Here is a 26257-nt window from a genome sequence, read left to right as displayed (position 1 = left end):
GGATGACACGTGTGGGTAACACAGGGGAAACGGGTGTCGCCGAAGCTGGGGGCCTCGCACGGAGACGGGAGGTGGCGATGTTGCTGCGGATAAGGGTGCGCCTGCCGGACCGCCCTGGTTCGCTCGGCCAGGTCGCGCGCACCTTGGGCGCGGCGGGCGCGGACGTCGTCCAGATGGCGGTGCTGGAGCGCGACAACGGGCGGGCGATGGACGACTTCACCGTCGCGTGGCCCACCGGGGCCGACTTCGAGCGGCTGGCCGGGGGGCTCGGCACGGTGCCGGGGGTGGAGGTCGTCGGGGTCTGGCCGACCGCCGAGCCGCAGGGCGCCTTCCCGGACGCGGCCGTGATCGGCCAGGTCGCCGCCGTCCCGGAGCGCGGCCTGGAGATCCTCGCCGACGCCGTCCCGGCCATTCTGAGCGCCGACTGGGCGGGCCTCGCCGAGGTGAAGGGGGAGGACGAGCCGGTCCTCGTGCACGTCAGTTCCGGCGGCGAGCCGGCCGCCGCCCTGCCGGAGCTGCGGCCGCTGCGGCCGCGCGCGTTCACGGCGCCGGACGGCACGCGGTTCGCGGTGTGCCCGCTCGCCGCGGGCGGGGTCGCGCTCGTGGTCGCCCGGACGGACGCGCCGCCGTTCCACCGGACGGAGGTGTTCCGGCTGGAGCAGCTCGCCGGGGCCGCGAACGCCGTCCTGCACCGCGGCGCGGCTCCGCTCTGAGCGGCCGGTCGCCATGGCGCCGTGTCAGTCCAGCAGGGCGAGGACCGCGTCCAGGTCCGTGAGGCCGGCGTCGGAGCCGAGCCCCTGGGCGACGGTGGCCGCCGCGGCGGTGCCCCAGCGCGCGGCCTCCAGGACGTCCCTGCCGCGGGTGAGGCCGGTGATGAACCCGGCGCAGTAGGCGTCGCCGCAGCCGGTCGTGTCGACGACCTCGACGGGAAGCGCGGGCAGCCGGTGCGCGCCCTCGGCGGTGGCGACGAGGCTGCCGTCCCCGCCGAGCGTGACGACGACCGTGCCGGGCCCCCGCGCGAGCAGCGCGGCGGCGGCCTTCTCCGGGTCGTCCTCGCCGGTCATGAGGGCGGCCTGCTCCTCGTTCGGCAGGAAGTGGTCGACGTGCGGGAGGAACGCGGCGGCGCCGTCCAGCAGGTCGGGCATGGTGGACAGCAGGTCCATCGTCACGACGGTGCCGGCCTCGCGGGCGGCGTCGAGCATGGCGAAGAAGGCCGGGTCGTTGAGGCCGAACGTGACGTCGGGGCCGCCGAGGTGCACCGCGCTCGCCGCGCCCAGCAGGCCCGGCCCGACCGCGCCGGCGGTGAGGGTCAGGTTCGCGCCGGGGACGTGGAAGCTCGGCCGCCCGCCGTCCGGCCGGATCGGCAGGATCGACGCGCTGGTCTGGTCGGCCGTCCGCCGGACGAGCCCGCCCACGTCGACGCCCTCGCGCGTCATGATCGTGACCAGCAGGTCGCCGAGGTCGTCGTCGCCGATCGCGCCGACCGAGACGACCTCGTTGCCGAGCCGGGCCAGGGCGACGGCGGTCCCGGCGGCGGCGCCCGCCGCGGTCACCCGGATCTGCTCGACGACGACGGTGTCCTGGCCCTCCGGGATGGCCTCCACCGGGCGGGCGAGCACGTCCAGGATGTGCGCGCCGAGAGTGACGACGGTCATGACCGGCCCCTTAGTGATCGTCAGGGCCGTAGCGTACGCGGTGCAGGCTCCGAAAGGTGAGAGGTATTCGCATGTTGTTGAGGGACGAGCGGGACGCGTTGTGCGCGATCGGCCGGCGGCTCGCCGGGACCGGGCTGGTGACCGGCGCGTCCGGCAACGTCAGCGTCCGGTCGGGCGACCTGGTCGCGGTCACCCCGGGCGGGATGATGCTCGACCGGATGGAGCCCGCCGACTGCCCGGTCGTGAACATCGAGGGCCGGTGGGTGGACGGCGACAAGGCGCCGTCGTCCGAGACGCCGATGCACCTCGCCCTCTACGAGGCGACCCCGGCCGCCGCCATCGTGCACACGCACTCCACCTACGGCGCCGTCGTGGCGACGACCATGCCCGAGCTGCCGCCGATCCACTACAACACGCTCCTGCTCGGCGGCGTGGTGAAGGTCGCCGAGTACGCCACCTACGGGACGCCCGAACTGGCCGAGAACGTCCGGACGGCCATGGCGGGCGGCAAGCGCGCCGCGCTGATGGCCAACCACGGGGGCGTCACGATCGGCCGCGACCTGGAGGAGGCGTACGAGAACGCGCGCCTTCTGGAGTGGCTGTGCGGCGTGTACGTCCGCGCCAAGGCGATCGGGGAGCCACGGATCCTGACGGAGGAGGAGTTGGCGAAGGTGGTCGAGCGGGGGCTGGCGCCGCCCGACTTCCCCCGCGTGTAACCTAACGCTTGTTAGGTCACTCTGGGAGGCCCGCCTTGCCCTTCGTCCTGGTCGACAGGCCGCGCCCGAACGTCACCCTGATCACCCTCAACCGGCCCGAGCGCATGAACGCGATGGCGTTCGACGTGATGGTGCCGTTCCGGGAGGCCCTGGAAGAGGTCAGCCGCGACAACGAGACCCGCGTCGTCGTGATCACCGGCGCCGGGCGGGGGTTCTGCTCCGGCGCCGACCTGGAGAACCCGGGGAGCATCCCGGGCATCGACGGGCTGACGCTCCCGACGATCGCGCTGCGCTCGATGGAGCTGCTGGACGACGTGGTGCGGGCGATGCGGCGCGTGCACCAGCCGGTCATCGCGGCGGTCAACGGCCCGGCGATCGGCGGCGGCCTGTGCCTGTCGCTCGCCGCCGACATCCGGCTCGGCGCGGACACGGCCCTGTTCCGCGCGGCCGGGATCAACAACGGGCTGACCGCGAGCGAGCTCGGCCTCAGCTACCTGCTGCCGCGCGCGATCGGCGCGTCCCGCGCGTTCGAGCTGATGCTGTCCGGACGCGACGTCGAGGCCGCCGAGGCCGAGCGGATCGGCCTGCTGTCGCGCGTCGTCCCCGGCGACAAGCTCCTCGACGCCTGCTACGAGCTGGCCGAGCGGATCGCCGGGTTCAGCCGTCCCGGCACCGAGCTGACCAAGCGGATGCTGTGGTCGAGCCTGGACGCCGCGAGCCTGGACGCCCACATGGGGCAGGAGGGCCTCGCCCAGCTGTACGTCCGCCTCACCACCCACAACTTCGAAGAGGCGATCAAGGCGCGGAGGGAGCACCGCCCCCCGGACTTCCAGGACTGACGCACACCGGCCTGGTCCGCCGCTGGTACGACCACGCCGCCGCGCCCAGCGCCAGGCCGTAGGCGGCGAACGCGCCGATCCCGCACGCCGCCACCGTCCAGCCGGACCATCCGCTGATGAGCCCGTCGTGCGGGAGGTCGCGCAGCCCGAGGACGGGCGGCAGCAGGTAGGCGATGGAGCCGACGACGCCGTACGGGCCGAGCGTCAGGGCGCCGAGCCAGGCCGGGATGAGCGGCAGCCAGCGCGGCACCCTGCGCCCGGCCAGCGGCGGCGCCCACCGCGGGAAGACCTGCCCCCATTCGTGCGTGAGCCCCATCAGCAGGAAGACGCCGGCGAGCGCCGACAGGGTGGTGAAGTCCAGTCCGTACCTCTCCAGCGTGAGGACCAGCCCGGACGCGCCGTTGCGCTCGAACTCGGCGACGACCTGCTCGCCCTCGATCCCCGCGAAGGAGCCCCCGAACGCCCAAGTGGTCTTCATGGCGGCGTAGGGCGCGAACCCCAGGGCCCCGCCGTAGGCGGCCCACCGCACCGCGCGCGGCGCGGGGGACACGGGCGGCGAGGTCGTGCCGGTGCCCGTCACGGCGTGAAATCCGCCGCACCGTGCGCACCGTCCCGCCGTGCTGCGCTGGTAGGCCAGGGCTGTCCCGGCGAGCAGGGCCGCGCCCACCGCGCACAGGGCCTCGACGGCGAACCTGGGCCAGTCGTCGACCGTCCCGTCGAAGACGAGTTGCAGCACGTTCATCACGAAGCCGAACGTTCCGGCCCCCGCCAGCACGCAGGCCGTCCACAGCCCGCTGAGCGGCCACCACCGGGGCATCTGCCGCCCGACGCCGCGCACGCTCGACACCGCCATGATCCCGCCGACGCCGAGGAGGGCGGCGATCACCCATCCCGCCGCCCGCGCGCCGGCCGGCGGCGCCCCGGTCTCCCCGCCGGCCGCCCAGTACAGGGCCGCCCCCACCGCGCCCACCGACCACACCCCGGCCGCGTACCCCGCCCAGCGCGGCCACAGCCTCCCGACCGATTCCATGGGACGAGCCTGTCCGCACCCCCGCCGCGGCGCCTCCCGCCGGGGGGCGAACGCCCTACCCCGTGCGGGGGAGGGGGCATGGCAAGCCAGGGGGCCATGGCAGGTGAAGGGCATGGCAGGGTGAGGGGGTGCCGAAGCTTGCGCCGGACGAGGCGCGCCGTCTGCTGACCACCGTGCCGGTCGCGCGCCTGGCGACCGTGGGGGAGGACGCACGCCCGCATCTCGTCCCGGTGACGTTCGCCGTCCACCGGGGCGCCGTCTACACGGCCGTCGACCACAAGCCCAAGAGCAGCCGGGATCTGCGGCGCCTCGCGAACATCCGGGCCAATCCGCGCGTCGCGCTCCTGGCGGACCACTACGAGGACGACTGGGAACGCCTCTGGTGGGTCCGCGTGGACGGCCACGCGACGGTCGTCGACGACCCCGCGCGCATGGCCGAACCTGTCCGGCTCCTGGCGGAGCGCTATCCCCAGTACCGCGAGCACCCGCCCGAGGGCCCGGTCATAGCCGTCACCATCGAGGCCTGGACGGGCTGGTCGGCGTCCTAGAGGGAGCGCTGGAAGGTCGTGACGGCCTCGGCGACCCGCTCGGGGAACTCCACGTGCGGGTGGTGGCCGGCGCCGTCCAGCAGGACGACCTGGCCGTTCAGCCGCCGGCCGACCCATTCGGCCTCGGCGGCCGGGTCGGGCCAGTCGATGTCGCCCGTGCCCATGATGACGAGCGTGGGCGCCTGGACGCGGTCGAGCCGCGCCTCGGCCTCGGCGTGGGACATGCTCAGGTAGTCGGCGATGACCTTGCCGCGGCCCTGCTCCTTGAAGTTCGCCTTCAGTTCGGCCTTGTGCTCGGCGAAGTCGGCCGGGGGCTTCGGCTCCCACTTGGGGTAGTAGGACATGTAGAGCGGCAGGGCGAGGCCGGGGACCCGCATGAGGGCGGTGGTCAGCTTCTGCGCGAACCCGCCCTTGCCGTCCCGGACGAACGGCGCCGCCAGCACGAGTCCCTTGACCAGTTCGGGCGCCTCGGCCGCGACCCACACCGCGGCGGCCGCGCCGTTGGAGCACCCGTAGATCAGTGCCGGGCCCGCGTCCAGGTGCTGGAGCAGGGCCAGCAGGTCGTGGGCCAGCGGGGTGCTGCCGTACTCGGGCCAGTGCGCGCTGGTCTCGCCCATCCCGCGCTGGTCGACGGTCACGACGCGGTACCCGGCGTCCAGGAGCAGCGGCCGGAGGAACCGGTACTGCGACCGCAGGTCGAGCATCGAGGGCAGGCACACGACGAGCGGGCCGTCGCCGGTGTCGTCGTAGGCCAGCCGTCCGCCGGGAAGGTCGAGGAAACGGGTCTCGCTCATCACGCACTCCTTGAAACTGTGTAGCTCTATAGCTAAGGATATTAGCTTTAGGGTGGCCGCACGTCAAGAGCGGTGCTCTCGCGGGATCAGTCCCAGGCCTCGCCGAGCCTCGCGAGGTCGGCGGCGTACTCGATGCGGGCCGCCCACTCGTCCGGCCATGCGTCCATGCCGAGGTGCGCGCCCGCGAACGCGCCGGCCAGGCACGCGATCGAGTCGGAGTCGCCCGAGCTGGCCGCGCCGCGCCGGATCGCCTCGACCGGCTCGTCCGGGAACAGCAGGAAGCACAGCAGGCCGGTGGCGAGCGCCTCCTCGGCGACCCAGCCCGCGCCCGTGACCGCGCAGGGGTCGGACGCCCGGTCCCCGCGCGCGACGGCCTCGTCCAGGCGGTCGAGGACGTCCAGGCACTCGTCCCAGCCCCGGGCGGCGAACGTCTCCGGGGTGTCCATGCCGGGCTGCTGCCACAGGGTGCCGAGCCAGCGCTCGTGGTAGACGGCGCGCTGGTCGTGGCAGCGGGCCCGGAGCGCGGCGGGCAGGTCGGCCGGGGCCATCCCGTCGGCCAGCCACCGCACGGCGAACGCCGTCAGCTCGCTCGCCGCGAGCCCGGTCGGATGCCCGTGCGTGAGAGCGGCCTGGAGCTGCGACGCCCCGGCCCGCGTCTCGTCCGACAGGCCCGGGGCCAGGCCGACCGGCGCGACGCGCATGTTGGCGCCGCAGCCCTTGGAGCCCGCCACGGTGGCCTCCACCCAAGGCCTCCCGGCGGCCAGGTTCCGGCAGGCGCGCAGGCAGGTGTTCCCGGGCGCGCGGTCGTTGTCGGGGCTGTTCAGCCAGTCGACGAAGCGCCGCCGCCACATCGGCGTGATCAGGTCGGGGGTGAACGGCGGGTTCGCCAGGGCGTCGAGGAGCGCGAGCCCGACCGCGATCGCCATCTGCGTGTCGTCGGTGACGAGGGCCGGGTCGCCTTCGGGCCGCGCGGGGCCGTGCTCACCGAACCGCCTGTGGATCTGCTTCATGGTGAGGAACTCGGTGGGCGCGCCCAGCGCGTCCCCGTACGCCAGCCCGAACATCGCCCCGCTCGCCCGTTTCATGGGCGGCATTCTTCCTTAATCCGTACAAGCGTCGCGGTAGCCGCCGGGGGTCATGCCGTAGCAGCGGACGAACCAGCGCGTCAGATGGCTCTGGTCGGCGAAACCGGTGCCGGCCGCCACGTCCCCGATCGCGTCGCCCCGGGCGAGCAGGCGGCGCGCCGCGCGGAGGCGGAGCTGGCGCTGGTAGTCGCTCGGCGCCATCCCGTACTCCCGCCGGAACGCCCGGTACAGCGCGAACCGGCTGCACCCCGCCGCCTCTGCCAGCGCGTCGGCTCCGATGTCGTCGGTGCAGCACTCATGGAGGCGCCGCCTGGCCCGCTCGACGAAGCCGCCGGCGGGCGCCGCGTGCACCCTGCGAGTGGCGGCCCGGTCGACCAGCGTCCCGACGGCCGCGGTCAGCAGCTCGTCGCGCTTCAGGGCCGGCGCACCGCCGAGCAGCGCCGCGTGCAGCCCGCGCAGCGCCCGGGCCAGGGCGGGGTCCGGCACGACGGGCGCGTCGAACAGCGGCAGCCCGACCGGGCGCGCCGCGATGTCGGCGAGCACGTCCGAGATCAGCCCGGCGCCGATGTGGACGATGCGGTAGGTGAAGCCGAGCTCGTCGGCGGCGTGGCCGTCGTGCGGGTCGTCGGGGTTGAACGCGATGACCATCCCGGCCGCGCTCGTGTGGGCCCCGCCCCGGCACCGGAACGCCTGGTGGCCGTCCTCGGTGACGCCGAACGAGTACGTCTCGTGGCTGTGCCGGTGGTAGGCGTGCCGCTCGAAGTGGGCGTGCATCGCCTCCAGCGGACGGTCGGGCGACCGCCAGTACCTGCTCCAGTCCACGCCTCCCAGTCTGGCGCACGAGCGTTCAAGACGGCGCGCCCGGGCCGCGGGCAGGCTGGACCGCATGCGTTTCGACACCAAGATCGGGATCGTGGTCCGCGACGACCTCGCCGCGTGGCAGCGGCTCAACGTCACCGCGTTCCTCGCCAGCGCCGTCGCGGGCGGCGTCCCCGGCGTCATCGGAGAGCCGTACGAGGACGCGTCCGGCAACACCTACCTGGCGATGTTCCGCCAGCCCGTCCTGGTCTACGAGGCCGGGGCCGAGGCGATCTCGACGGCCCACGCCCGCGCCCTCGCCCGCGAGATGGACATCGCCGTCTACATCGAGGACATGTTCAAGACGGGCCACGACGAGGCGAACCGCGCGACCGTCCGGGCCGTCACCGCCGAGGAGATGCCCCTGGTCGGATTCGCCGTCCACGGCCCTAAGAACGGCGTGGACAAGGTGCTCAAGGGGCTGCGGCTGCACCCGTGAGCCCGGCGAGGGCGGCCAGGCGCTCGCGGTGCCGGTCCGGCGACCCGAACAGCTCCCGCGACGACCGCGCCCGCTTGAAGTACAGGTGCGCGTCGTGCTCCCAGGTGAACCCGATCCCGCCGTGCAGCTGGATCGCCTCGCCCGCCGTGTGGAAGAAGGCCTCCGAGCAGTACGCCTGGGCGAGCGCGGCGGCGGCCGGCAGCTCGTCCGGGCTCTCGTCGGCGGCGGCCGCCGCGTTCAGCACGGCCGACCGTGCCGACTCCACCAGCACGAACATGTCCGCGCACCGGTGCTTGACCGCCTGGAACGACCCGATCGGCCGCCCGAACTGGTGCCGGACCTTCGCGTACTCGACCGTCATGTCCAGGGTGCGCTGCGCCCCGCCGAGCTGCTCGGCGGCCAGCGCCACGGCCGCGACGTCCAGGGCCCGCGCCAGCGCCTCCGGCCCCCCGACCCTGCGCGCCGCGACCCCGTCCAGCTCGATCCGCGCCAGCTTCCGCGTCTGGTCGAGCGTCGGGAGGGCGTGCCGGACGAGCCCCGCCGCGTCCTCGACGGCGTAGACCCCGACCCCGTCCTCGCCCCGCGCCGCCACGAGGACCAGGCCGGCGATGTGCCCGTCCAGGACGAAGTCCTTCGTCCCGCGCAGCACGCCGTCCTCGAACGTCGCCCGCACCGAGGCGGGGTTCCAGGACCCGCCGTCCTCGGCCACCGCAAGCGTCCCGATCACCGACCCGTCCGCGAGGCCCGGCAGCAGGTCGTGCCCGCCGTCCCCGGCCTCCAGCGCCGCCGCGGCCGTGATCGTCGCGAGGAACGGGGCGCACACCACGGCCCGCCCCATCTCCTCGAACACCACGGCCAGCTCCCGCATCCCGAACCCGGCGCCGCCGTGCTCCTCGGCGATCGCCAGGCCCTGCAGCCCGAGCTGCTCGGCCATCTGCCGCCACACCTTCGGGTCGTGGCCCTCGGTCGTCTCCATCAGCCGCCGCACCTCGGCGCCGGGGGACCGGTCGGCGAAGAAGCGCCGCAGCGCGTCCCGCAGCTCCCGCTGTTCCTCGGTGACGACGAGCTTCATCGGGCGTCCTCCCACACGTGTCCCAGGCCTACCGGGTCATCGTGCCGCGCGCCCGCCGCCCGCCTCCTGGCCCTTCCCATCCACCGGGACGGTCAGGGCGCCCAGTCGTGCGGCCCGAGCACGTATCCCTTGCTCGTCGAGTGCAGATGGTTGATCGACACGAGGTGGCCGAGCGCGGCCCACAGATCCTCCTCGGGCGCGTCCACGAGCGCCCCGATCGTCTCGAAGTCCGCCGCCCCGCGCTCCTTGTCGATCTCCGCGACCGTCTCGTACACGACCAGCTCGAAGTCCGACAGCTCCTGCACGTCCCCACGCGGAACATCTCGCTCATCCATAGACACACCGTGCCCACTGGCGCACGTTCTCAGTCCCGAACGCGAGGGGCGGACGTGGCGAAAGCGGGGCCGGGCGGGCGTTCCGGAACTAGAGTGATCAACGGATCTGGAGGCACGACCGAAGGCGGGTACCGGATATGTCGGACGTTCCGCGGGACCCCTCCGCCGAGGCGGATCTGCAGACCGACAGGCCGCACTCGGCGCGGGTCTACGACTACATCATCGGCGGCAAGGACAACTACGCCGCCGACCGGGAGACCGCGGCCGCGGTGCTGGCGAACTGGCCGGGGCTGCGCACCTCGATGATCGCCAACCGGGCCTGCATGCAGCGGATGGGCCGCCACCTCGCCGAGCTGGGCGTGCGGCAGTTCATCGACGTCGGGACCGGCATCCCGTCCTCGCCGAACCTGCACGAGGTGGTCCAGGAGGTGGCGCCGGACGCGCGGATCGTCTACGTCGACAACGACCCGATCGTCCTCGCCCACGCGCGTGCGCTGCTGACCAGCACCCCCGAGGGCCGCACCGCCTACATCGAGGCCGACATGCGGTCCCCCGAGGCGCTCCACACCGATCCCGCGCTGCGCGACGTCCTCGACCTCTCCCGGCCGGTCGCGCTGACCGTGATCGCCATGCTCCAGTTCGTGGAGGACGCCCAGGGGCTGGTGGAGGCGCTCGTCGCTCCGCTCGCCCCCGGCAGCTACGTGGCCGTCACCATCCCCACCGCCGACCTCGCCCCGGAGTCGCGGCGGCTCGCCGACGACTACACCAGCAGCGGCATCCCCATGTACCTGCGGGACCACGCCGAGGTGGAGCGCCTGTTCGCCGGGCTGGAACTCCTCGAACCGGGCGTCGTCCCGATGCCGCGCTGGCGGCCCACGCCGGGCGCCGCGCTCCTGCCCGACACCGCCACGAACATGTACGCCGCCGTCGCGAAGAAGCCCTAGCAGGGCCGCTGGTCACCGACCGGCCCGGCCCGTCGAATGCGGCAGGTCATGCCGGCCGGTCAGCGCCCTGCAACTGGAGCACGGCATCGACCAGGGGTGCGAGCGTGGGCTCGGCGGCCGCCTGATCGAGGGCCTCGCGCAGAGCCGTGTTGTGGGTGGGGCGGGCCTCCTCCAGTAGGCGCAGGCCGGCGTCGGTGACGTCGGTGTAGATGCCGCGGCGGTCGGTGGGGCACAGGTAGCGGGAGAGCAGCCCGCGGTCCTCCAGCCGGGTCACCAGGCGGGTGGTGGCGCTCTGGCTGAGGACGACCGAGTCGGCGACCTGCCGCATCTGCAGGTGCCCGCCCTCGCCGTCGTGCTGGCGGCTCAGTACGTCCAGCAGCGAGTACTCGCGCGCGCTCAACCGGTGCCCGGCCTGGAGCGCGCGTTCGACTCTGCCCTCGATGCGGCCGTGCAGCAGCGAGAGCGCCGACCAGCCGTGCGCCAGGGCGGTCATCGCCGGGTCGGTGGCGGTCATGAGCAGCTCCCTCGGTCGGGCCGTGCGAGCGGACGCGCCGGCGGAGCGCCCACCGCCGTGTCACGGACCTCACTATACCCGCGCTTGCCGTTAGCCCGCGTGTGCAATTATTGTCGACGCTCATAGAAGGCTTACGCAACATCGTCTGGAACGTCGGAAGGACCGCCCACCATGCCGCTCGCACTGCTGGCCCTGGCCATCGGGGCCTTCGGAATCGGCACCACGGAATTCGTGATCATGGGGCTGCTGCCCAAGGTCGGCGCGGACCTCGGCGTCTCCGTGCCGACGGCCGGCCTCCTGGTCACCGGCTACGCCCTCGGCGTCGTGGCCGGTGCGCCGATCATGACCGTCCTCGGCACCAGGATCTCTCGCAGGACCATGCTCATGCTGCTCATGGGCCTGTTCATCCTCGGCAACCTCATCTCCGCGGCCGCCCCGGTCTTCGCCGTCATGCTGATCGGCCGGGTGGTGGCGTCGCTGGCCCACGGCGCCTTCTTCGGCATCGGCTCCGTCGTCGCCGCCGGACTCGTCGCGCCGGAGCGGAAGGCCGGCGCCATCTCCATGATGTTCACCGGCCTGACCGTGGCCAACGTCGTCGGCGTGCCCCTGGGCACGTTCGTGGGTCAGACGGCCGGCTGGCGCGTGACCTTCCTGATCGTCGCCGCCCTCGGCGTGCTCGGCCTGGCGGGCGTCGCCGGGCTGGTCCCGGACGTGCCCAAGCCGGAGGGAGTGCGGCTGCGGCACGAGGTGGCCGCCTTCAAGAACGCCCAGGTCGTCCTGGCCATGGCCATGACGGTCCTCGGCTTCGGCGGGGTGTTCGCCGCGATCACCTACATCGCGCCGATGATGACCGAGGTCGGCGGCTTCGCGGAGTCGTCCGTCACCTGGCTGCTGGTGGTCTTCGGGCTGGGCATGGTGGCCGGAAACCTCATCGGCGGCCGCTTCGCGGACCGCAGGCTCATGCCGATGCTCTACACCGCCCTGGGCGGCCTGGCGGTGGTCCTGCTGCTGTTCACCTTCCTGGCCTCCGGAAAGGCCGCGTCCGTCGTGGCGGTCTTCCTCATCGGCCTTCTCGGCTTCGCCACCGTCCCGCCGCTGCAGAAGCGCGTCCTGGACCACGCCCACGGTGCGCCGACGCTCGCCTCCGCGGCCAACATCGGCGCCTTCAACCTGGGCAACGCCCTGTCCGCCTGGCTCGGCGGCCTGGTGATCTCCGCGGGCCTCGGCTACACGGCGCCCAGCGCCGTCGGGGCCGTCCTGGCCGCCGCCGCTCTGGTGCTGGCCGTCCTCTCGCAACGGCTCGAATCGCGCCGGTCCCGCACCACCACGGCCCCGGCGAACCTCGGGCATGCCCCGGCCTCCTCCACGGGCGCCAAGGCCGGCATCGGCCCCTGATCACTGGGCGGTCCGGCCTCCGTCCACGTCGACGAGAGCGCCGGTGATGAAACTGGACGCGTCGGACGCGAAGAACGCGACGGTCTCGGCGACCTCCTGGGGGCGGCCGACTCTCGCCTCGGCCACGCGCGCGAACGCGTGACCTGGCCGGTGGAGCGAGGCCGGAGGCGAGCGGAGCCGGGCAGATCGCGAAGCGATGCCGCGTTCGCCCAGTACCGGTCACGTAGCGAGCCGCCAGGCGAGCGAAGTGGGCCGGGACTTTGAAACACCGCCTAACCCTCCCGCAGGGCCGCCGACACCAGGCGGCGGATCGCGGAAAGATCCACGGCTTCGGACAGGGCATGCTCGTCTGGGTCGTCCTTGCTCGGGGCTTCGACGTTGAGGAGCGTGCGGAACAGGCGCGGGAGCACCGTCCGGGCGAGCAGGTCCTCGGCCAGGGCCGCGGCGTCCACGACGTGGTGCTCGGCCAGGTAGCCGGTGAGGCGCTCCCGGGTGCTGGCGAAGATGGCGTCGAAGTAGGCGCTGGAGCTGCCGGGCAGGCGCTCGGCTTCGGCGATGCAGAGCCGGCAGGTCCGCACCTGCGGTTCCCATGCCATCAGCTGCTGGAAGCGCCCGCAGAACAGCGTCACCGCCTCCGCCGGGTCTTCGGCGTACGCGTCCGGGGTCTTCAGCCTGCCCAGGTACAGCTCGCGGACCCACTCCATGACGGCGAGGAACAGGCGGTCCTTGCTCTCGAAATGCGCGTACAGCGACCGCTTCGACGTCCCGGCGCGCGCGGCGACGGCGTCCATCGAGGCCCGTTCGTAGCCGGTCTCCAGGAACACGTCCTTGGCCACCGCCAGGATGTGGCGGCGCAGCTCCTCACCGCGTCGCTGCCGGCCCCGCTCCGGGGATGCGCCTGCTGCACTCATCGGGTTGCGTCCTCAAAAATAAACGGTACGGTTGAGTTTACTTATCCCCGGCAGGTCATTGGAGGGACGCCATGATCGTCATTACCGCCCCCACCGGGAACATCGGGCACCAGGTCGTCGACACCGTGCTCGCGGCCGGCGAGCCCGTCCGCGTCATCGCGCGCGATCCGGCCAGGCTGCGCGCCGACGTGCGGGAACGTGTCGAGGTCGTCCAAGGGTCGCACGGCGACGGGCGGGTCGTCGCCCAGGCCTTCGACGGCGCCGACGCCGTGTTCTGGCTGCTGCCGTCCGATCCCCGGGCCGCCGACGCGAACGAGGCGTTCCTGGGCTTCACCAGGCCGGCGGCGGAGGCGATGCGCGGCCTCGGGGTCAAGCGCGTCGTGGACGTCAGCGCCCTCGGCCGCGGCACCCCGCAGGCGGGCACGGCCGGGCACGTGACCGCGTCGCTGGCCATGGACGACCTGATCGCGAGCACCGGGGTCGCCTTCCGCGCGCTGGCCGCGTCCGGCTTCATGGAGAACGTGCTCCGGCAGGTCCAGACGATCAAGGAGCTGGGCCGGTTCTTCGACGTGATCTCTCCCGACCGCGAGCTGCGCCTCGTCGCCACGCGGGACATCGCGGCCGTCGCCGCCCGCCTGCTGCTCGACGCCACGTGGACCGGCCAGGAAGAGATCCCCCTGCTGGGCCCCGAGAACCTGTCCTACGACGACATCGCCGCCGTCATCTCCGAGGTGCTCGGAACCTCCGTCCGGTACGAGCGGATCCCCGCCCAGGCCCTCGCGGACCGGCTCACCGCCCGAGGCATGTCCGGCGCCATGGTCCAGAGCATGCTCGACATGATGGCGGCCAAGGAGAACGGCCTGGACGACGCGATCGTCCGCACCCCCCGGCACGCGATCGACACCCCGACCACCTTCCGGCAGTGGTGCGAGGAGGTCCTCAAGCCCGCGGTGCACGCCTCCGGGCGTCAGCCGTAGCGCTTCATCTCGTGGAAGAAGCCGGGCACGGTGTTCAGCTCGCCCGACGACGCGACCTGGTCGTAGACGTACTTCGCCACGGCCAGGTCCAGGACGCCGAGGCCGAACGGTGAGAAGACGACCGGCTTGTCGGCGGGCGGGGCCGTCTCGCCCGTCAGGACGTCGTACAGGGTCCCGGCGACGAAGTCGCGGTGGCCGACCCGCTGCTCGGCCAGGTGCGGGGACGTGTTCGCCTTCATGCAGTGCTCGACGTCGTCCACGACGTTGTACGACGACAGGATGATCTCGGGGGAGAGGTCCCGCAGCGACACGTGCAGGACGAGGGGTGCGTGCGCGAACCAGGCCGGGTCGGTGACGTGCGGCTCGCCCGCGACGGTCGCGAAGACGATCAGATCGGACGAGCGGATCAGCGACTCGGCCGAGTCGTGGATCGTGATCTCGCCCTTGCCGGCGCGCTCCAGGTAGCCCCGGAAGCCTTCGGCGTGCTCGCGCGACAGGTCGTGGACGCCGAGCTCGTCGAAGGCGAAGCCGTTGCCCGCCAGGTAGGTGTGGATGTAGCGGGCGATGAGGCCGGTGCCGACGAAGCCGGCCCGGCGGGGGCGGGGGCCGCGGCGGTCGGCGAGGGCCGCGGCGGCCAGCGCGGCGGACGCGGCGGTGCGGGCGGCGGAGATGATGGAGCTCTCCAGGCACGCGAACGGGTAGCCCGTCTCGGCGTCGTTGAGGACCAGCACGGCCGACGCGCGCGGGACGCCGTTGGCGACGTTGCCCGGGAAGCTGGAGATCCACTTGATGCCGTGCACGCCGACGCCGCCCTTGACCGAGGCGGGCAGCGCGATGATCCGGTCGGACGGGCGGTCGGGGAAGCGCAGGAAGTAGGAGTCGGGGTTGACCGTCAGGCCCTCGCCGTGCAGCCGGTAGGCCGCCTCGACCATCCGGGTGACCTCCGCCTCGCGCCCGGCGACCGCCTGGTGGACCTGGGCGCCGGAGACCACGGCGAACGTTGGGGCCTGCGTCATGTGCGGAACTCCGTTCTGCTGTGATGATCAGTCGCCGAGGATAGCGGCCGGGTCGCCGAAGTGTTCGCGCAGCCAGTTCTCCTCGTAGATGGAATCGAGGTAGCGTTCGCCGAGGTCGGGGGCGATGGCGACGGCCACGGGGTCCTCGCCGGGGTACTTGGCCTCCAGCCAGCGGGAGGCGCCCGACACGACGGTGCCGGTGGAGCCGCCGAACAGGAACCCGCGCGAGGCCAGCGCGTGGACGGTCCGGATCGTGTCGGTCTCGGGGACGTGCACGACGTCGTCGACGAACGACTCGTCCACCAGCGCCGGCCGGGTGCTGGTGCCGAGACCGGGGACCATCCGGCGCTCGGGGAGGCCCCCGAAGGTGACCGAGCCGACCGCGTCCACCGCCACGATCGTGACGGGCCGGCGGTGCTCGCGGAAGTAGCGGGCGCAGCCCATCAGCGTGCCGGTCGTGCCGGCGCCGACGAACAGGACCTCCAGGTCGGGGAACTCGCGGTCGATCGCCGGGGCCGTCCCGCGGTAGTGCGCCAGCCAGTTGTTGCGGTTGGCGTACTGGTTCAGCCACACGTACTCGTCGCCGGACGCGCACAGGTTCCGGACGTAGGCGATGCGCCCGCCGAGGTAGCCGCCGTTGGCGTCCCGGTCGGACACCACGCGCACCTCCGCGCCGAGGGCCCGCATGACCCGCATCGACGCCGGGTTGCAGCGCGGGTCGGTGACGCACACGAACCGCAGGCCGCGGCTCGCGGCGATCAGGCTGAGCGCGATCCCGAGGTTGCCCGACGACGACTCCACGATGATCGAGCCGGGGGTGAGCGCGCCGTCCCGCTCGGCCGCCTCCACCATCGCCGCGGCCGCCTTCAGCTTCACCGAACCGGCGAAATTGAAGCCCTCGCATTTGAGGTAGAGCGGGCGCTGTATGACATGCCGAAGATCGACGTAAAGGTCGTCGACATTGAATTCCTGCGGCGAGGTTATGATCGGCACGCTGCCACCCTGAAATGAAGAAGCAATTCCCTCGTCTTCCCCCGAAGTTCGCCGCGGGCTTCACGCCAGAGCCATGGCGAGGCATCACGGTACCTTCGGGCATCTTGCCGCCGCAACCCCCTGATTACCCGCCGGTAGGGCAGAATGCGTGGTACTTCTGCCGGGCCGGACTTAGGCTATGGCGGCCGCTTGTTTTGCTTGTTACAGCGGAGAAGTCCTACAACACGGAGAGTTAAGATGAGTGCTCGCGGACCCGCCGTGGACCGGCTGCTCCCCCTGGCCGGGCTGCCCGCCCTGGACGTGCCCGCGGCGCAGGCGGAGCGGGCCCGCGAGCTGGCCGCGCGGCTCGGAATGCTCCGCGAGCGTGACGTCGACCTCGCCGGCCCGGTCATCGCGCGGGTGGAGCGGATCGCCGCCGAGCGCGACCGCCCCGCCGTCGCCGACGAGCACCGGACGCTCTCCTACGCCGGGCTGGCCGCCGAGGCGCGCCGGATCGCCGCGCTGCTGGAGGACGAGGGGGTCCGTCCCGGCACGGTCGTCGGCGTGGGCGGCGCCCGGTGCGCGGGCGTCATCGCCGCGTTCCTCGCGATCGAGCTGGTCGGCGCCCTGTACGTCCCGGCCGACGAGACCTGGCCCGCCGCCCGCGTCCGTGACGTCCTCGACCAGGCGGGCGCGTCGTTGCTGATCACGATGGACGCCCAGAGGGTCGCGCCCGCGCTGCTGGAGGGTGCGGCGGAGGCGGGGTGCCGGGTCGTCGGCGCGTCCCGGGCGGACGGCCTGGCCCCGTGGGCGGGGGAGCCGCGCCTGAGCACGCTCGACCAGCCCCGGTACGTGCTGTTCACCTCGGGGTCGACGGGCCGTCCCAAGGGCGCGGTCGTCGAGCACCAGGGCATGCTCAACCACCTCTGGGCGAAGGTCGCCGACCTGGAGCTGACCGGCGACGACGTGGTCGCGTTCACCGCCCCGCTGGGCTTCGACATCTCGATCTGGCAGATGCTCTGCCCGCTGCTCGTCGGCGGCCGGGTGGACGTGGTCGGCGACGAGGTGGGCCACGACCCGGTCGCGCTCGCCCGGGCGGTGGACGCGCAGGGCGTCACGGTCGTCGAGCTCGTCCCGACCATGGTCAGGCACCTGCTGGACGACCTGGCGGCCGGCGCCTCCCCGGCCGGCGGCGCCGGGGCCCGCCCGCTGGCGGGCCTGCGCTGGATGATCGCCACGGGCGAGGAGCTGCCGGCCGAGCTGTCCCGCCGCTGGCTGGAGGCCGTGCCGCACGCCCGGCTGCTGAACGCCTACGGCCCGACCGAGTGCTCCGACGACGTCACCCACCACACCGTGACGGCCGGTGACCTGGGGCTTCTCCGCCTGCCGATCGGCACGCCGATCGTCAACGCGCGCCTGTACGTGCTGCGGCAGGAGGACGACGGCACCTGGTCGGCGTGCGATGTCGGCGAGACCGGGGAGCTGTTCGTCGGCGGCGTGGTGGTCGGCCGGGGCTACCTCGGCGACGACGAGCGCACCCGCGAGGCGTTCTACCGGGACCCCTTCGGGGCGTCCCCGACCGGGCGCCTCTACCGGACGGGCGACGCGGTGCGGCTGCTGCCGCCCGGCGCGGGCGGCGAGGACCGTCCCACGCTGCAGTACCTGGGGCGCGTCGACCGCCAGGTCAAGATCGCCGGGGTGCGGATGGAGCTGGGCGAGATCGAGGCGGTGCTGCAGCGCCATCCGGCGGTGCGGGCCGCCGCGGTGGTGGTGCACGAGTACCCGGGCAGGTAGCCGGCCTGCCCTTCACCGAGCGTGACCGGGCTGGCCGGATTGGGTTGCCAACCTTTGTCACCCGTCGAGCGTCCCGCCTGTCCGGAACGGACCTGGCGGCCGATGATTTTGTCACTCCTGTTAGCAATGGGGCCGGGCAAGTTCTGCTTTTGAGGGGATTGCGAGGCATGTGACCGGCTGGTTGACTGTGACCCCGCTACTCCTGAGTAGATCGTGGGACGCGAGCGGAAGACGGGCGAGGGCGGAAAGCGACGGCGCTCCGTATTGGCCGGAACACGGGGCGTTGACTCCGGGATCGTGCGGGCGATGTGCGTCCCCGGAGGAAACTCGGGTGAAAGGGGACGGGGAAACCCGATCAGTTCTGTGGTCATTCTCTTTGAATTTCTGCCCGCCGGCGTCTTGCCGGACCCGAATCCGGGCGTGAAGCAAACCCCCTGCGACCGGGAAAGCACCGCCTGATGTCCATCGAGTACGTTCCCCTTTCGGCCGCTCAGCGCAGCGTCTGGTACGCGCAGCAGCTGGCGCCGCGAACGCCGATCCACATCGCGCAGTACATCGAGATTCAGGGACCGCTCGACCACGAGCTGTTCGACCGGGTGGCGCGGATCGGCGCGCACGAGGTGCTCGCGCTGAACGCGCGGCTGGTGGAGGAGGACGGGACCGTCCACCAGATCCTCGACCCGGACGCCTCCGTGTCGATCCCGCTGGTGGACCTGTCCGGCGAGCCCGACCCGGACGCCGCCGCGCGGGCGTGGACGCGGGAGCGGATGGCCGAGCCCCTGCCGCTGGACGGCGAGCGGCTCTTCACCACGGCCCTGCTGCGGCTGTCGCCGGACCTGCACCGCTGGTTCATCCGCGCCCACCACATCATCCAGGACGGCTACTGCGGCTCGCTGATCGCCCACCGGGCCGCGGAGATCTACACGTCGCTGGCGGCCGGCGGCGGGTACGTCCCGGCGGAGCTCGGCGACTACCGGGCGCTGCTCGCCGACGAGGAGGAGTACCGGGCGTCGGAGCGGTTCGAGCGGGACCGCGCCTACTGGACCGAGCGGTTCGCCGACCGCCCGGTGGCGGTGTCGCTGTCGGACGCGACGGCCGAGCCCACCGCCGACCACCGGAGCCTGACCGGCGTCGTCCCGCCGGAGGAGAGCGCCGCCCTCGCCGCCGGGGCGCGGCTGCTGCGCACGGCGACGCCGGGCCTCGCGATCGCGGCGGCCGCCGCGTACGTGGCGCGGATGACCGGCGCCGAGGACGTCGTCCTCGGCCTCGCCGTCTCCGGCCGCACGTCCCGGCTGGCGCTGGAGACGCCGGCGATGCTGTCGACGATCCTGCCGCTGCGGGTCCGGGTCCGCCCGGACATGACGGTGGACGGCCTGGTCCGCGCCGTGACGCGGGCGACCGCGCGGGCGCTGCGGCACCAGCGCTACCGGCGCGACGACCTGGTGCGCGACCTGAGGCTGCTGGGCGAGCGGCACCGGCTGTACGGCCCGGTCATCAACGTCATGGCCTTCGACTACCGGCTGGACTTCGCGGGCCTGCCGGCGCGGATGCACGCGGTCACCACCGGCCCGGTCGACGACCTGTCGATCAACGTCTACGACAACTTCGACGGTGCCGGGATGCGCGTCGACTTCGAGGCGCACCCGGACCTTTACACCGAGGACCAGGTCGCCGCGCACCTGGACCGCTACCTGCGGTTCATGCGCCGGCTGGGGACGGTGGACCCGGCCACGCCGCTGCGCGACGTGGAGCTGCTGGACGCCGCCGAGCGGTCCCGCGTGCTGGAGGAGTGGAACGACACGGCGCGGCCGGTCGCGCCCGCCGTCGTCCCGGAGCTGTTCGAGGCGCAGGCCGGCCGCACGCCGGACGCGCCCGCCGTGACGCACGCCGGCGCGACCCTCACCTACCGGGAGCTGGACGAGCGCGCGACCCGCCTCGCCCGCCTGCTGATCGGCCGCGGCGTCGGCGCGGAGGACTTCGTCGCCCTCGCCCTCCCGCGCGACGAGAACCTGGTCGTCGCGGCGCTCGCCGTGCTGAAGGCGGGCGCGGCCTACGTCCCGGTCGACCTGGCCTACCCGGCGGACCGCATCGCGTTCATGCTGGACGACGCGTCCCCGGTCTGCGTCGTCACGACCTCGGACGCCGTCCTGCCCGGCGGGACGCCCCGGGTCGAGCTGGACGCGCTCGCCCTCGGCGGCCCGCCCGGCGGCGGCGCGCCCGCCGCCGTGACCGACGCGGAGAGGGTCCGCCCGCTCCGTCCCGGCAACGCCGCCTACGTCATCTACACCTCGGGGTCGACCGGACGGCCGAAGGGCGTCGTCGTCTCGCACGCCGGCGTCGTCGACCTGTGCGCGTGGGCGCGGGAGGACTTCGGCCCCGGCCGCCTCGCCCGCGTGCTGTTCTCCACGTCGCTGAACTTCGACGTGTCGGTGTTCGAGTGGCTGGCGCCGCTCACGATGGGCGGCGGCATCGAGGTCGTCCGGGACCTGCTGGAGGTCGCCGAGCGGGGCGGCTGGTCCGGGACGCTGGTCAGCGGCGTGCCGTCGGCGGTGTCCGCCCTGCTCGCGACGGGGGCCCCGGCGCTGGAGGCGGGCGACGTCGTGCTCGCCGGGGAGGCGCTGCCCGCGAAGCTCGTCCGGGACCTGCGGGCGCTCATGCCGAAGGCCCGCATCTCCAACATCTACGGCCCCACCGAGGCGACCGTCTACGCGACGGCCTGGTTCGACGACGGCGACCCCGCCGGCCGCGCCCCGATCGGCGGCCCGATCGCGGGCACCCGCGCCTACGTGCTGGACGCGTCGCTCGAACCCGTACCGGTGGGGGCGCCCGGAGAGCTGTACCTGGCGGGCGAGGGCCTGGCCCGCGGCTACCTGGACCGGTCCGCTCTCACCGCCGAGCGGTTCGTCGCCTGCCCGTTCGGGACGCCCGGCGAGCGCATGTACCGCACGGGCGACCTGGCTCGCTGGGACGGCGCGGGGCGGCTGGAGTACCTCGGCCGCCTGGACCACCAGGTGAAGATCCGCGGCTTCCGCATCGAGCCGGGCGAGATCGAGTCCGCGCTCGCCCGGCACCCCGCGGTGGGCCAGGTCGCGGTGGTGCACCGCGAGGACCAGCCGGGGAACCCGCGGCTGGTCGCCTACGTGGTCCCGGCGCCCGGCGGCTCCGCCGACCCCGGCGAGCTGCGCCGCTTCGTCGGCGAGGCGCTGCCCGCGTACATGGTCCCGGCGGCGGTGGTGCCCCTGGAGGCACTGCCGCTGAACCCCAGCGGCAAGCTCGACCGCGCGGCGCTGCCCGCCCCCGACTTCGCGGCGCGGGCGTCCGGCCGCGAGCCGCGCACCCCCGCGGAGAAGCTGCTGGCGGATCTGTTCGCCGAGGTGCTGGGCGTCGCGCGGGTCGGGATCGACGACGGCTTCTTCGACCTCGGCGGCGACTCGATCATCGCCATGCGGCTGGTGTCGCGGGCCCGGGGGGCCGGGCTGCTGCTGTCGCCGCGGGAGGTGTTCCGGCACCCGACGGTGGAGTCCCTCGCGCGGGTCGCGCGGCCGGCGGAGGACGCGGCGCGGGACGGCGCGGGCGGCGCGGCCGAGGAGCCCGGGGCCGGCGTGGGCGGGTTCCCGGCGACCCCGATCATGCGGTGGCTGCGGGACCTGGACGGTCCGGCCGCCGGGTTCAGCCAGAGCGTCCTGCTGCGCACCCCGCCGGGACTGGGCGCGGAGCATCTGACCCGTGCGCTGCAGGCCGTGCTCGACCACCACGATGCCCTCCGGATGAGCCTTCCCGATGGCGGCGAGCCGCGGATCGCCCCGCCGGGGACGGTCGACGCGGCCGCGTGCGTCCTCCGGGTCGACGTCGCCGGAGCCGACGACGCGGCCCTGGCGGAGACCGCGAGGGCGCAGGCCGCGCTCGCCCGCGGGCAGCTGGACCCCGCCTCCGGGGCGATGGTGCGGCTCGTGTGGCTGGACGCCGGCGCGGACGCGCCGGGCCGCCTGCTGGCGGTGCTGCACCACCTCGTCGTCGACGGCGTGTCCTGGCGGATCCTGCTGCCCGACCTCGTCGCCGCCTGGGCGGCGAGCGCCACCGGGGCGCCCGTCCGGCTGGACCCGGTCGGCACGTCCTTCCGCCGGTGGGCCCGGCGGCTGGCCGCGGAGGCGGTCACCGATCGCCGGGTCGCCGAACTCGGCCTGTGGACCGAGATGCTGCGGACGGAGGACCCGCTGCTCGGCGGACGCCCCCTGGACCCGGCCGAGGACACCCGCGGCACGGCCGGGAGCCTGACCCTCGAACTGGACGAGGCCACCACGTCGGCGCTGCTGACCGGCGTGCCCGCCGCCTTCCACGGCCGGGTGAACGACGTCCTGCTCGCCGGGCTGGCCCTCGCCGTGGCCGAGTGGCGCCGCCGCCGGGGGACCGGCACGCGCGACTCCGCCGTGCTGGTGGACCTGGAAGGCCACGGGCGCGAAGACCTCGGCGACGGTTCCGCGCTCGACCTCTCGCGCACGGTGGGCTGGTTCACCAGCATGTTCCCCGTCCGGCTCGACGCGGGCGACGCGGCGTGGGACGACGTCCGCGCCGGCGGCGCGGCGGCCGGGGAGGCCGTCCGGAACGTCAAGGAGCGGCTCCGGTCGCTGCCGGACAACGGCGTCGGCTACGGCCTGCTGCGCCACCTGAACGCCGCGACCGGACCGGAGCTCGCCGCGTCCCCGGCGCCGCAGATCGTCGTCAACTACCTCGGCCGGGTCGAGACCGCGGACGGCGACTGGAGCATCGCCGCCGAGGCGGGGGCCCTGGACGGCGGCGGGGACGCCGCCATGCCGCTCGCCCACACCGTGGAGATCGACGCGATCGCCCGCGACTCGGCCGCCGGGCCGCGCCTGTCGGCCACCTGGACGTGGGCGGCCCGGATCCTGGACGGCGCGGACGTCCGCGAGCTGGCCACCGCCTGGTTCGAGGCCCTGCGCGGCATCGCCGCGCACGTCGCGGCGGGCGGCGGCGGGCACACGCCGTCCGACTTCCCGCTGGTCCCGCTGACGCGGCCGGAGGTCGCCGAGGCGGAGGCGGCGCACCCGGGGCTGGGGGACGTCTGGCCCCTGTCCCCGCTCCAGCAGGGATTCTTCTTCCACGCGCTGCTCGACTCCGGCTCCGACGTCTACACCGCCCAGCTCGTCCTGGACTTCGAGGGCCCCCTCGACGCCGCCGCCCTGCGCGCCGCCGGGCAGGGGCTGGTCGACCGGCACCCGGGCCTGCGGGCCGCGTTCGCGCAGACCGGCGGCGGCGACCCCGTGCAGATCGTGCTCGGCGAGGCCGAAGCGCCCTGGGAGGAGACCGACTTCGACGGCGCCCCCGCCGCGCGGGTCCGGGAGGCCATGGCGGCCGAGCGGGCCCGCCCCTTCGACCTGGAGCGTCCGCCGCTGCTGCGCTTCGCGCTGCTCCGGCTGGGCCCCGGCCGCCACCGCCTGCTGCTCACCGCGCACCACATCGTGCTCGACGGCTGGTCGATCCCGGTGCTGGCCGGCGAACTCCTGACCCTGTACGCCGGGGAGCGGCCGCCGCCCACCGCGCCGTACCGGGAGCACCTGGCCTGGCTGGCCGCCCAGGACGGCGACGCCGCCCGGGACGCGTGGCGCGCGGCGCTGGACGGGATCTCCGGGCCGACGCTCCTGGCCCCCGCGGCCGCCGGCCGCCCGCCGGTGCTCCCCGAGCACGTCGTCCTCGACCTGAGCGCGGAACTGTCCGACGGGCTGACCGCCCGGGCGCGGCGCCACGGCCTCACCGTCAACACCGTCGTGCAGGGGCTGTGGGGGCTGCTGCTGGCACGCCTCACCGGCCGCGACGACGTGGTGTTCGGCGCCACGGTGTCCGGGCGCCCGCCCGAACTGGCCGGGTCCGAGCAGATGGTCGGGCTGTTCATCAACACGCTGCCGGTCCGGGTCCGGCTGCGCGACGCCGAGACCCTCGTGGAGAGCCTCGGCCGCCTCCAGGACGAGCAGTCGGCGCTGTTCGCCCACCACCACCTCGGGCTGGGCGAGATCCAGCGGGCGGCCGGGACCGGACCGCTCTTCGACACCATGACGGTGTTCGAGAACTACCCCCTCGACGCCGGGCTGCTGGAGGCGGAGTTCGGCGGCGTCCGGCTGGTGGACGCCGACCTGGTCGACGCCACCCACTACCCGCTGACCCTGCTCGCCGTCCCGGGCGAACGGCTCCGGCTCCGGCTGGAGTACCGGCCGGACGTCGTCGGCCGCGCCACCGCGGAGCGGCTGACCGCGCTGCTGGACGGCCTCGTCCAGACCCTCGTGGCGGAGCCGGACCGCCCCGTCGGCGCCATCACGCTGCCCGGCGCCGACGACGCGCGGGCCGAGCTGGCCGCGCCCGGCGCCCCGGCGGGGCGGGGCGCCGCGCCCGGCGGCAGCCGGCTGGTCGCCTACGTCGTCGCCGCGCCGGGCGCCCACGTGGACCCCGAGGAGCTGCGCGCCCACGTCCGGGAGAACCTCCCCGAGTCGATGGTGCCCGCCGTCGTGGTGGTCATGGACGAGCTGCCGCTCACGCCCAACGGGAAGGTCGACACCAAGGCGCTGCCCAAGCCGGAGCTCACCGGCGCCGGCACTCCCTACCGGGCGCCCCGCGACGCCCGCGAGGCCGCGATCGCGGACATCGTCGCCGGCCTGCTCGGGATCGAAGCGCCCGGCATCGACGACGACTTCTTCGACCTCGGCGGCGACTCGCTCGTCGCCATGCGGGTGGCGACCCGGATCCGCCGGGCCCTCGGAGCCGAGCTGCCCGTCCGGGCCCTGTTCGAGGCGCCCACCGTCGCCGGCCTCGCCGCTCGGGTCGCCGCGCTGGAGGGCGCGGCGTCCGGCCGCCCGCCGCTGGAGCCCCGCGAGCACCCCGACGTGGTCCCGCCCTCCTACGCGCAGCAGCGCCTGTGGTTCCTGAACCGGCTGGAGGGCCCGTCGGCGACCTACAACATGCCGGTCGCGCTGCGCATCCGCGGACCCCTGGACGCGGACGCGCTCCGCGCCTCGATCGGCGACCTGGTCGAACGGCACGAGACGCTCCGCACGATCCTGCCGGACGCCGGGGGAGTGCCGCGCCGTCTCGTCCTGGCCCCGGCCGCCGCCCGCCCCGAGCTCGAAGTCTCCGAGACGACCGAGGCGGAACTGCCGGTCCGGCTCGCCATGGCCGCCGGATACGCGTTCGACATCACCGCCGAGCCGCCGCTGCGCACCCACCTGTTCCGGGTCGGCCCGGACGAGCACGTCGTGCTGCTGCTCCTGCACCACGTCGGCGGCGACGGCTGGTCCATGGCGCCGCTCGCTCGCGACTTCGTCACCGCGTACGCGGCGCGGGCCGCCGGGACGGCGCCGGACTGGGCGCCGCTGCGCGTCCAGTACACGGATTACACGCTGTGGCAGCGTGAGCTGTTCGGTTCCGAGGAGGATCCGGAGAGCCTGGTGTCCAAGCAGATCGCGTACTGGCGGGACGCTCTGGCCGGGTTGCCGGAGGAGCTGCCGCTGCCGGCCGACCGGCCGCGCCCGGCGCAGGCGTCCTACCGGGGCGGGACGGAGCGGTTCCGGCTCGGCGCCGATGCCCGCGCCGGACTCATGAAGATCGCCCGCGAGACCGGCGCGAGCCCGTTCATGGTCGCCCAGGCCGCGTTCGCCGCGCTGCTGACGCGGCTCGGGGCGGGGACGGACGTGCCGATCGGGTCGCCGATCGCGGGCCGGACGGACGAGGCGCTGGACGACCTCGTCGGCATGTTCGTGAACATGCTCGTGTTCCGGACCGACACGTCCGGCGACCCGTCGTTCCGGGAGCTGGTGGGGCGGGTGAAGGAGACCGACCTCGCCGCCTACGCCCACCAGGACGTCCCCTTCGAGCGGCTCGTCGAGGTGCTGAACCCGCCGCGCCACCTGGCGCGGCACCCGCTGTTCCAGGTCGGCCTGACGTTCCAGAACAACCCGGAGGCACGGCTGGAGATGCCCGGCTTCAGCGCCGAGCTGGAGCCGCTGGCCGGCGGCGCGTCCCGGTTCGACCTGCTCGTGATCCTCACCGAGCGCGCCGAGGGGTTCGACGGCGAGCTGGAGTACGCGCTCGACCTCTACGACCCGGCCACCGCGCGGCGGCTCGTCGAGCGGTTCGAGCGGTACCTGTCCGCGCTGCTCGCGGACCCGGACTCGCCCATCGGCGCCGCGGACGTCCTCGCGCCCGAGGAGCGGTCGCTGGTCCTCGGCGAGTGGGCCGGGCGGGCCGAGGCCCCGGCGGAGCGGGCGACGATCCCGGCGCTGTTCGAGGCGCAGGCGGCGGCGCGTCCGGACGCCGTGGCGGTGTCGTCCGAGGGTGTGTCGTGGACGTATGCCGAGGTG

Annotated in this window: 21 protein-coding genes and 1 pseudogene; 10 read left to right on the top strand and 12 right to left on the bottom strand. The window is 74.0% G+C overall.

Annotated elements, in window-relative coordinates:
* The first annotated feature begins 77 nt into the window (after positions 1 to 77).
* A complete protein-coding gene (locus AB0C84_RS25730) occupies positions 78 to 713 on the top strand; it encodes an ACT domain-containing protein (RefSeq protein WP_361070998.1) in 636 nt (211 codons plus the stop codon).
* 24 nt (positions 714 to 737) lie between these two features.
* Here AB0C84_RS25730 and AB0C84_RS25725 read toward each other — a convergent pair whose 3' ends face one another.
* Complete coding sequence (locus tag AB0C84_RS25725) at positions 738 to 1655, bottom strand: carbohydrate kinase family protein (RefSeq protein ID WP_258942189.1); 918 nt, start codon at positions 1653 to 1655, stop codon at positions 738 to 740.
* A gap of 71 nt (positions 1656 to 1726) precedes the next feature.
* Between AB0C84_RS25725 and AB0C84_RS25720 the strand changes: the two genes are divergently transcribed.
* On the top strand, positions 1727 to 2371 hold the full coding sequence (locus tag AB0C84_RS25720; protein ID WP_361070994.1) for a class II aldolase/adducin family protein: 645 nt from the start codon (positions 1727 to 1729) through the stop codon (positions 2369 to 2371).
* 35 nt (positions 2372 to 2406) lie between these two features.
* Positions 2407 to 3210, top strand: a complete 804-nt coding sequence (locus AB0C84_RS25715) for an enoyl-CoA hydratase (protein WP_179847680.1) — start codon at positions 2407 to 2409, stop codon at positions 3208 to 3210.
* On the opposite strand, the gene AB0C84_RS25710 is transcribed toward AB0C84_RS25715, so the two are convergent.
* On the bottom strand, positions 3167 to 4240 hold the full coding sequence (locus AB0C84_RS25710) for a hypothetical protein (RefSeq protein ID WP_361070990.1): 1074 nt from the start codon (positions 4238 to 4240) through the stop codon (positions 3167 to 3169). The genes AB0C84_RS25715 and AB0C84_RS25710 overlap by 44 nt on opposite strands.
* 128 nt (positions 4241 to 4368) lie before the next feature.
* Between AB0C84_RS25710 and AB0C84_RS25705 the strand changes: the two genes are divergently transcribed.
* Positions 4369 to 4788, top strand: a complete 420-nt coding sequence (locus AB0C84_RS25705) for a TIGR03668 family PPOX class F420-dependent oxidoreductase (RefSeq protein ID WP_339154027.1) — start codon at positions 4369 to 4371, stop codon at positions 4786 to 4788.
* On the opposite strand, the gene AB0C84_RS25700 is transcribed toward AB0C84_RS25705, so the two are convergent.
* The 3 genes from AB0C84_RS25700 to AB0C84_RS25690 form a co-directional block, all read right to left on the bottom strand.
* Positions 4785 to 5582 (bottom strand): alpha/beta hydrolase, encoded by a 798-nt coding sequence (locus AB0C84_RS25700; RefSeq protein ID WP_361070986.1) that lies wholly within the window; start codon positions 5580 to 5582, stop codon positions 4785 to 4787. The genes AB0C84_RS25705 and AB0C84_RS25700 overlap by 4 nt on opposite strands.
* Before the next feature lie 86 nt (positions 5583 to 5668).
* On the bottom strand, positions 5669 to 6667 hold the full coding sequence (locus tag AB0C84_RS25695) for an ADP-ribosylglycohydrolase family protein (protein WP_361070983.1): 999 nt from the start codon (positions 6665 to 6667) through the stop codon (positions 5669 to 5671).
* Positions 6668 to 6682: 15 nt separating this feature from the next.
* The gene (locus tag AB0C84_RS25690) at positions 6683 to 7489 is read right to left on the bottom strand and encodes an AraC family transcriptional regulator (RefSeq protein ID WP_361070980.1); all 807 of its coding nucleotides are present in this window, start codon (positions 7487 to 7489) and stop codon (positions 6683 to 6685) included.
* Between the two features lie 64 nt (positions 7490 to 7553).
* Here AB0C84_RS25690 and AB0C84_RS25685 point away from each other — a divergent pair, with 64 nt between their 5' ends.
* Positions 7554 to 7964 carry a DUF2000 domain-containing protein gene (locus AB0C84_RS25685; RefSeq protein WP_179847683.1) on the top strand — a complete coding sequence of 137 codons (411 nt, stop codon included), beginning with the start codon at positions 7554 to 7556 and terminating at the stop codon, positions 7962 to 7964.
* Here the strand turns inward: AB0C84_RS25685 and AB0C84_RS25680 are convergent.
* Entirely contained in the window at positions 7939 to 9036 is a 1098-nt protein-coding gene (locus tag AB0C84_RS25680; RefSeq protein ID WP_361070976.1) for an acyl-CoA dehydrogenase family protein, read from the bottom strand. The genes AB0C84_RS25685 and AB0C84_RS25680 overlap by 26 nt on opposite strands.
* 92 nt (positions 9037 to 9128) lie before the next feature.
* Entirely contained in the window at positions 9129 to 9371 is a 243-nt protein-coding gene (locus tag AB0C84_RS25675) for a hypothetical protein (protein WP_179836019.1), read from the bottom strand.
* A 137-nt stretch (positions 9372 to 9508) separates the two neighbouring features.
* On the opposite strand from AB0C84_RS25675, the gene AB0C84_RS25670 reads away from it, so the two are divergent.
* On the top strand, positions 9509 to 10315 hold the full coding sequence (locus AB0C84_RS25670) for an SAM-dependent methyltransferase (RefSeq protein ID WP_361070973.1): 807 nt from the start codon (positions 9509 to 9511) through the stop codon (positions 10313 to 10315).
* Between the two features lie 46 nt (positions 10316 to 10361).
* Here AB0C84_RS25670 and AB0C84_RS25665 read toward each other — a convergent pair whose 3' ends face one another.
* Positions 10362 to 10829 carry a MarR family transcriptional regulator gene (locus AB0C84_RS25665; protein ID WP_361070970.1) on the bottom strand — a complete coding sequence of 156 codons (468 nt, stop codon included), beginning with the start codon at positions 10827 to 10829 and terminating at the stop codon, positions 10362 to 10364.
* Positions 10830 to 11000: 171 nt separating this feature from the next.
* Between AB0C84_RS25665 and AB0C84_RS25660 the strand changes: the two genes are divergently transcribed.
* Positions 11001 to 12224, top strand: coding sequence for an MFS transporter (locus AB0C84_RS25660; RefSeq protein WP_361070967.1), 1224 nt, complete (start codon positions 11001 to 11003; stop codon positions 12222 to 12224).
* Here AB0C84_RS25660 and AB0C84_RS25655 read toward each other — a convergent pair.
* Both AB0C84_RS25655 and AB0C84_RS25650 read right to left on the bottom strand, forming a co-directional pair.
* Positions 12225 to 12356, bottom strand: a pseudogene (locus tag AB0C84_RS25655) (SDR family oxidoreductase); the annotation flags it as partial.
* A 140-nt stretch (positions 12357 to 12496) separates the two neighbouring features.
* Positions 12497 to 13135: a TetR/AcrR family transcriptional regulator gene (locus tag AB0C84_RS25650; protein ID WP_361070965.1), complete on the bottom strand. Its 639-nt coding sequence runs from the start codon at positions 13133 to 13135 to the stop codon at positions 12497 to 12499.
* 71 nt (positions 13136 to 13206) lie between these two features.
* Between AB0C84_RS25650 and AB0C84_RS25645 the strand changes: the two genes are divergently transcribed.
* Positions 13207 to 14112, top strand: a complete 906-nt coding sequence (locus AB0C84_RS25645) for an NAD(P)H-binding protein (protein ID WP_361070962.1) — start codon at positions 13207 to 13209, stop codon at positions 14110 to 14112.
* Here AB0C84_RS25645 and sbnB read toward each other — a convergent pair.
* Positions 14103 to 15128 (bottom strand): 2,3-diaminopropionate biosynthesis protein SbnB, encoded by a 1026-nt coding sequence (gene sbnB, locus AB0C84_RS25640; protein ID WP_361070959.1) that lies wholly within the window; start codon positions 15126 to 15128, stop codon positions 14103 to 14105. The two genes, AB0C84_RS25645 and sbnB, sit on opposite strands and share 10 nt — an antisense overlap.
* Before the next feature lie 27 nt (positions 15129 to 15155).
* On the bottom strand, positions 15156 to 16121 hold the full coding sequence (sbnA, locus tag AB0C84_RS25635; protein WP_339154007.1) for a 2,3-diaminopropionate biosynthesis protein SbnA: 966 nt from the start codon (positions 16119 to 16121) through the stop codon (positions 15156 to 15158).
* Positions 16122 to 16358: 237 nt separating this feature from the next.
* Here sbnA and AB0C84_RS25630 point away from each other — a divergent pair, with 237 nt between their 5' ends.
* Entirely contained in the window at positions 16359 to 17894 is a 1536-nt protein-coding gene (locus AB0C84_RS25630) for an amino acid adenylation domain-containing protein (protein ID WP_361070956.1), read from the top strand.
* Between the two features lie 458 nt (positions 17895 to 18352).
* A partial coding sequence (locus AB0C84_RS25625) for an amino acid adenylation domain-containing protein (protein WP_361070953.1) occupies positions 18353 to 26257 on the top strand: 7905 nt, incomplete at its 3' end.

Source organism: Actinomadura sp. NPDC048955 (assembly GCF_040649435.1).
GTDB classification, from domain to species: domain Bacteria; phylum Actinomycetota; class Actinomycetes; order Streptosporangiales; family Streptosporangiaceae; genus Spirillospora; species Spirillospora luteofluorescens.
The sequence above is the reverse complement of the archived record's forward strand: the minus strand, read 5'-3'. Positions and strand labels throughout refer to the sequence as shown.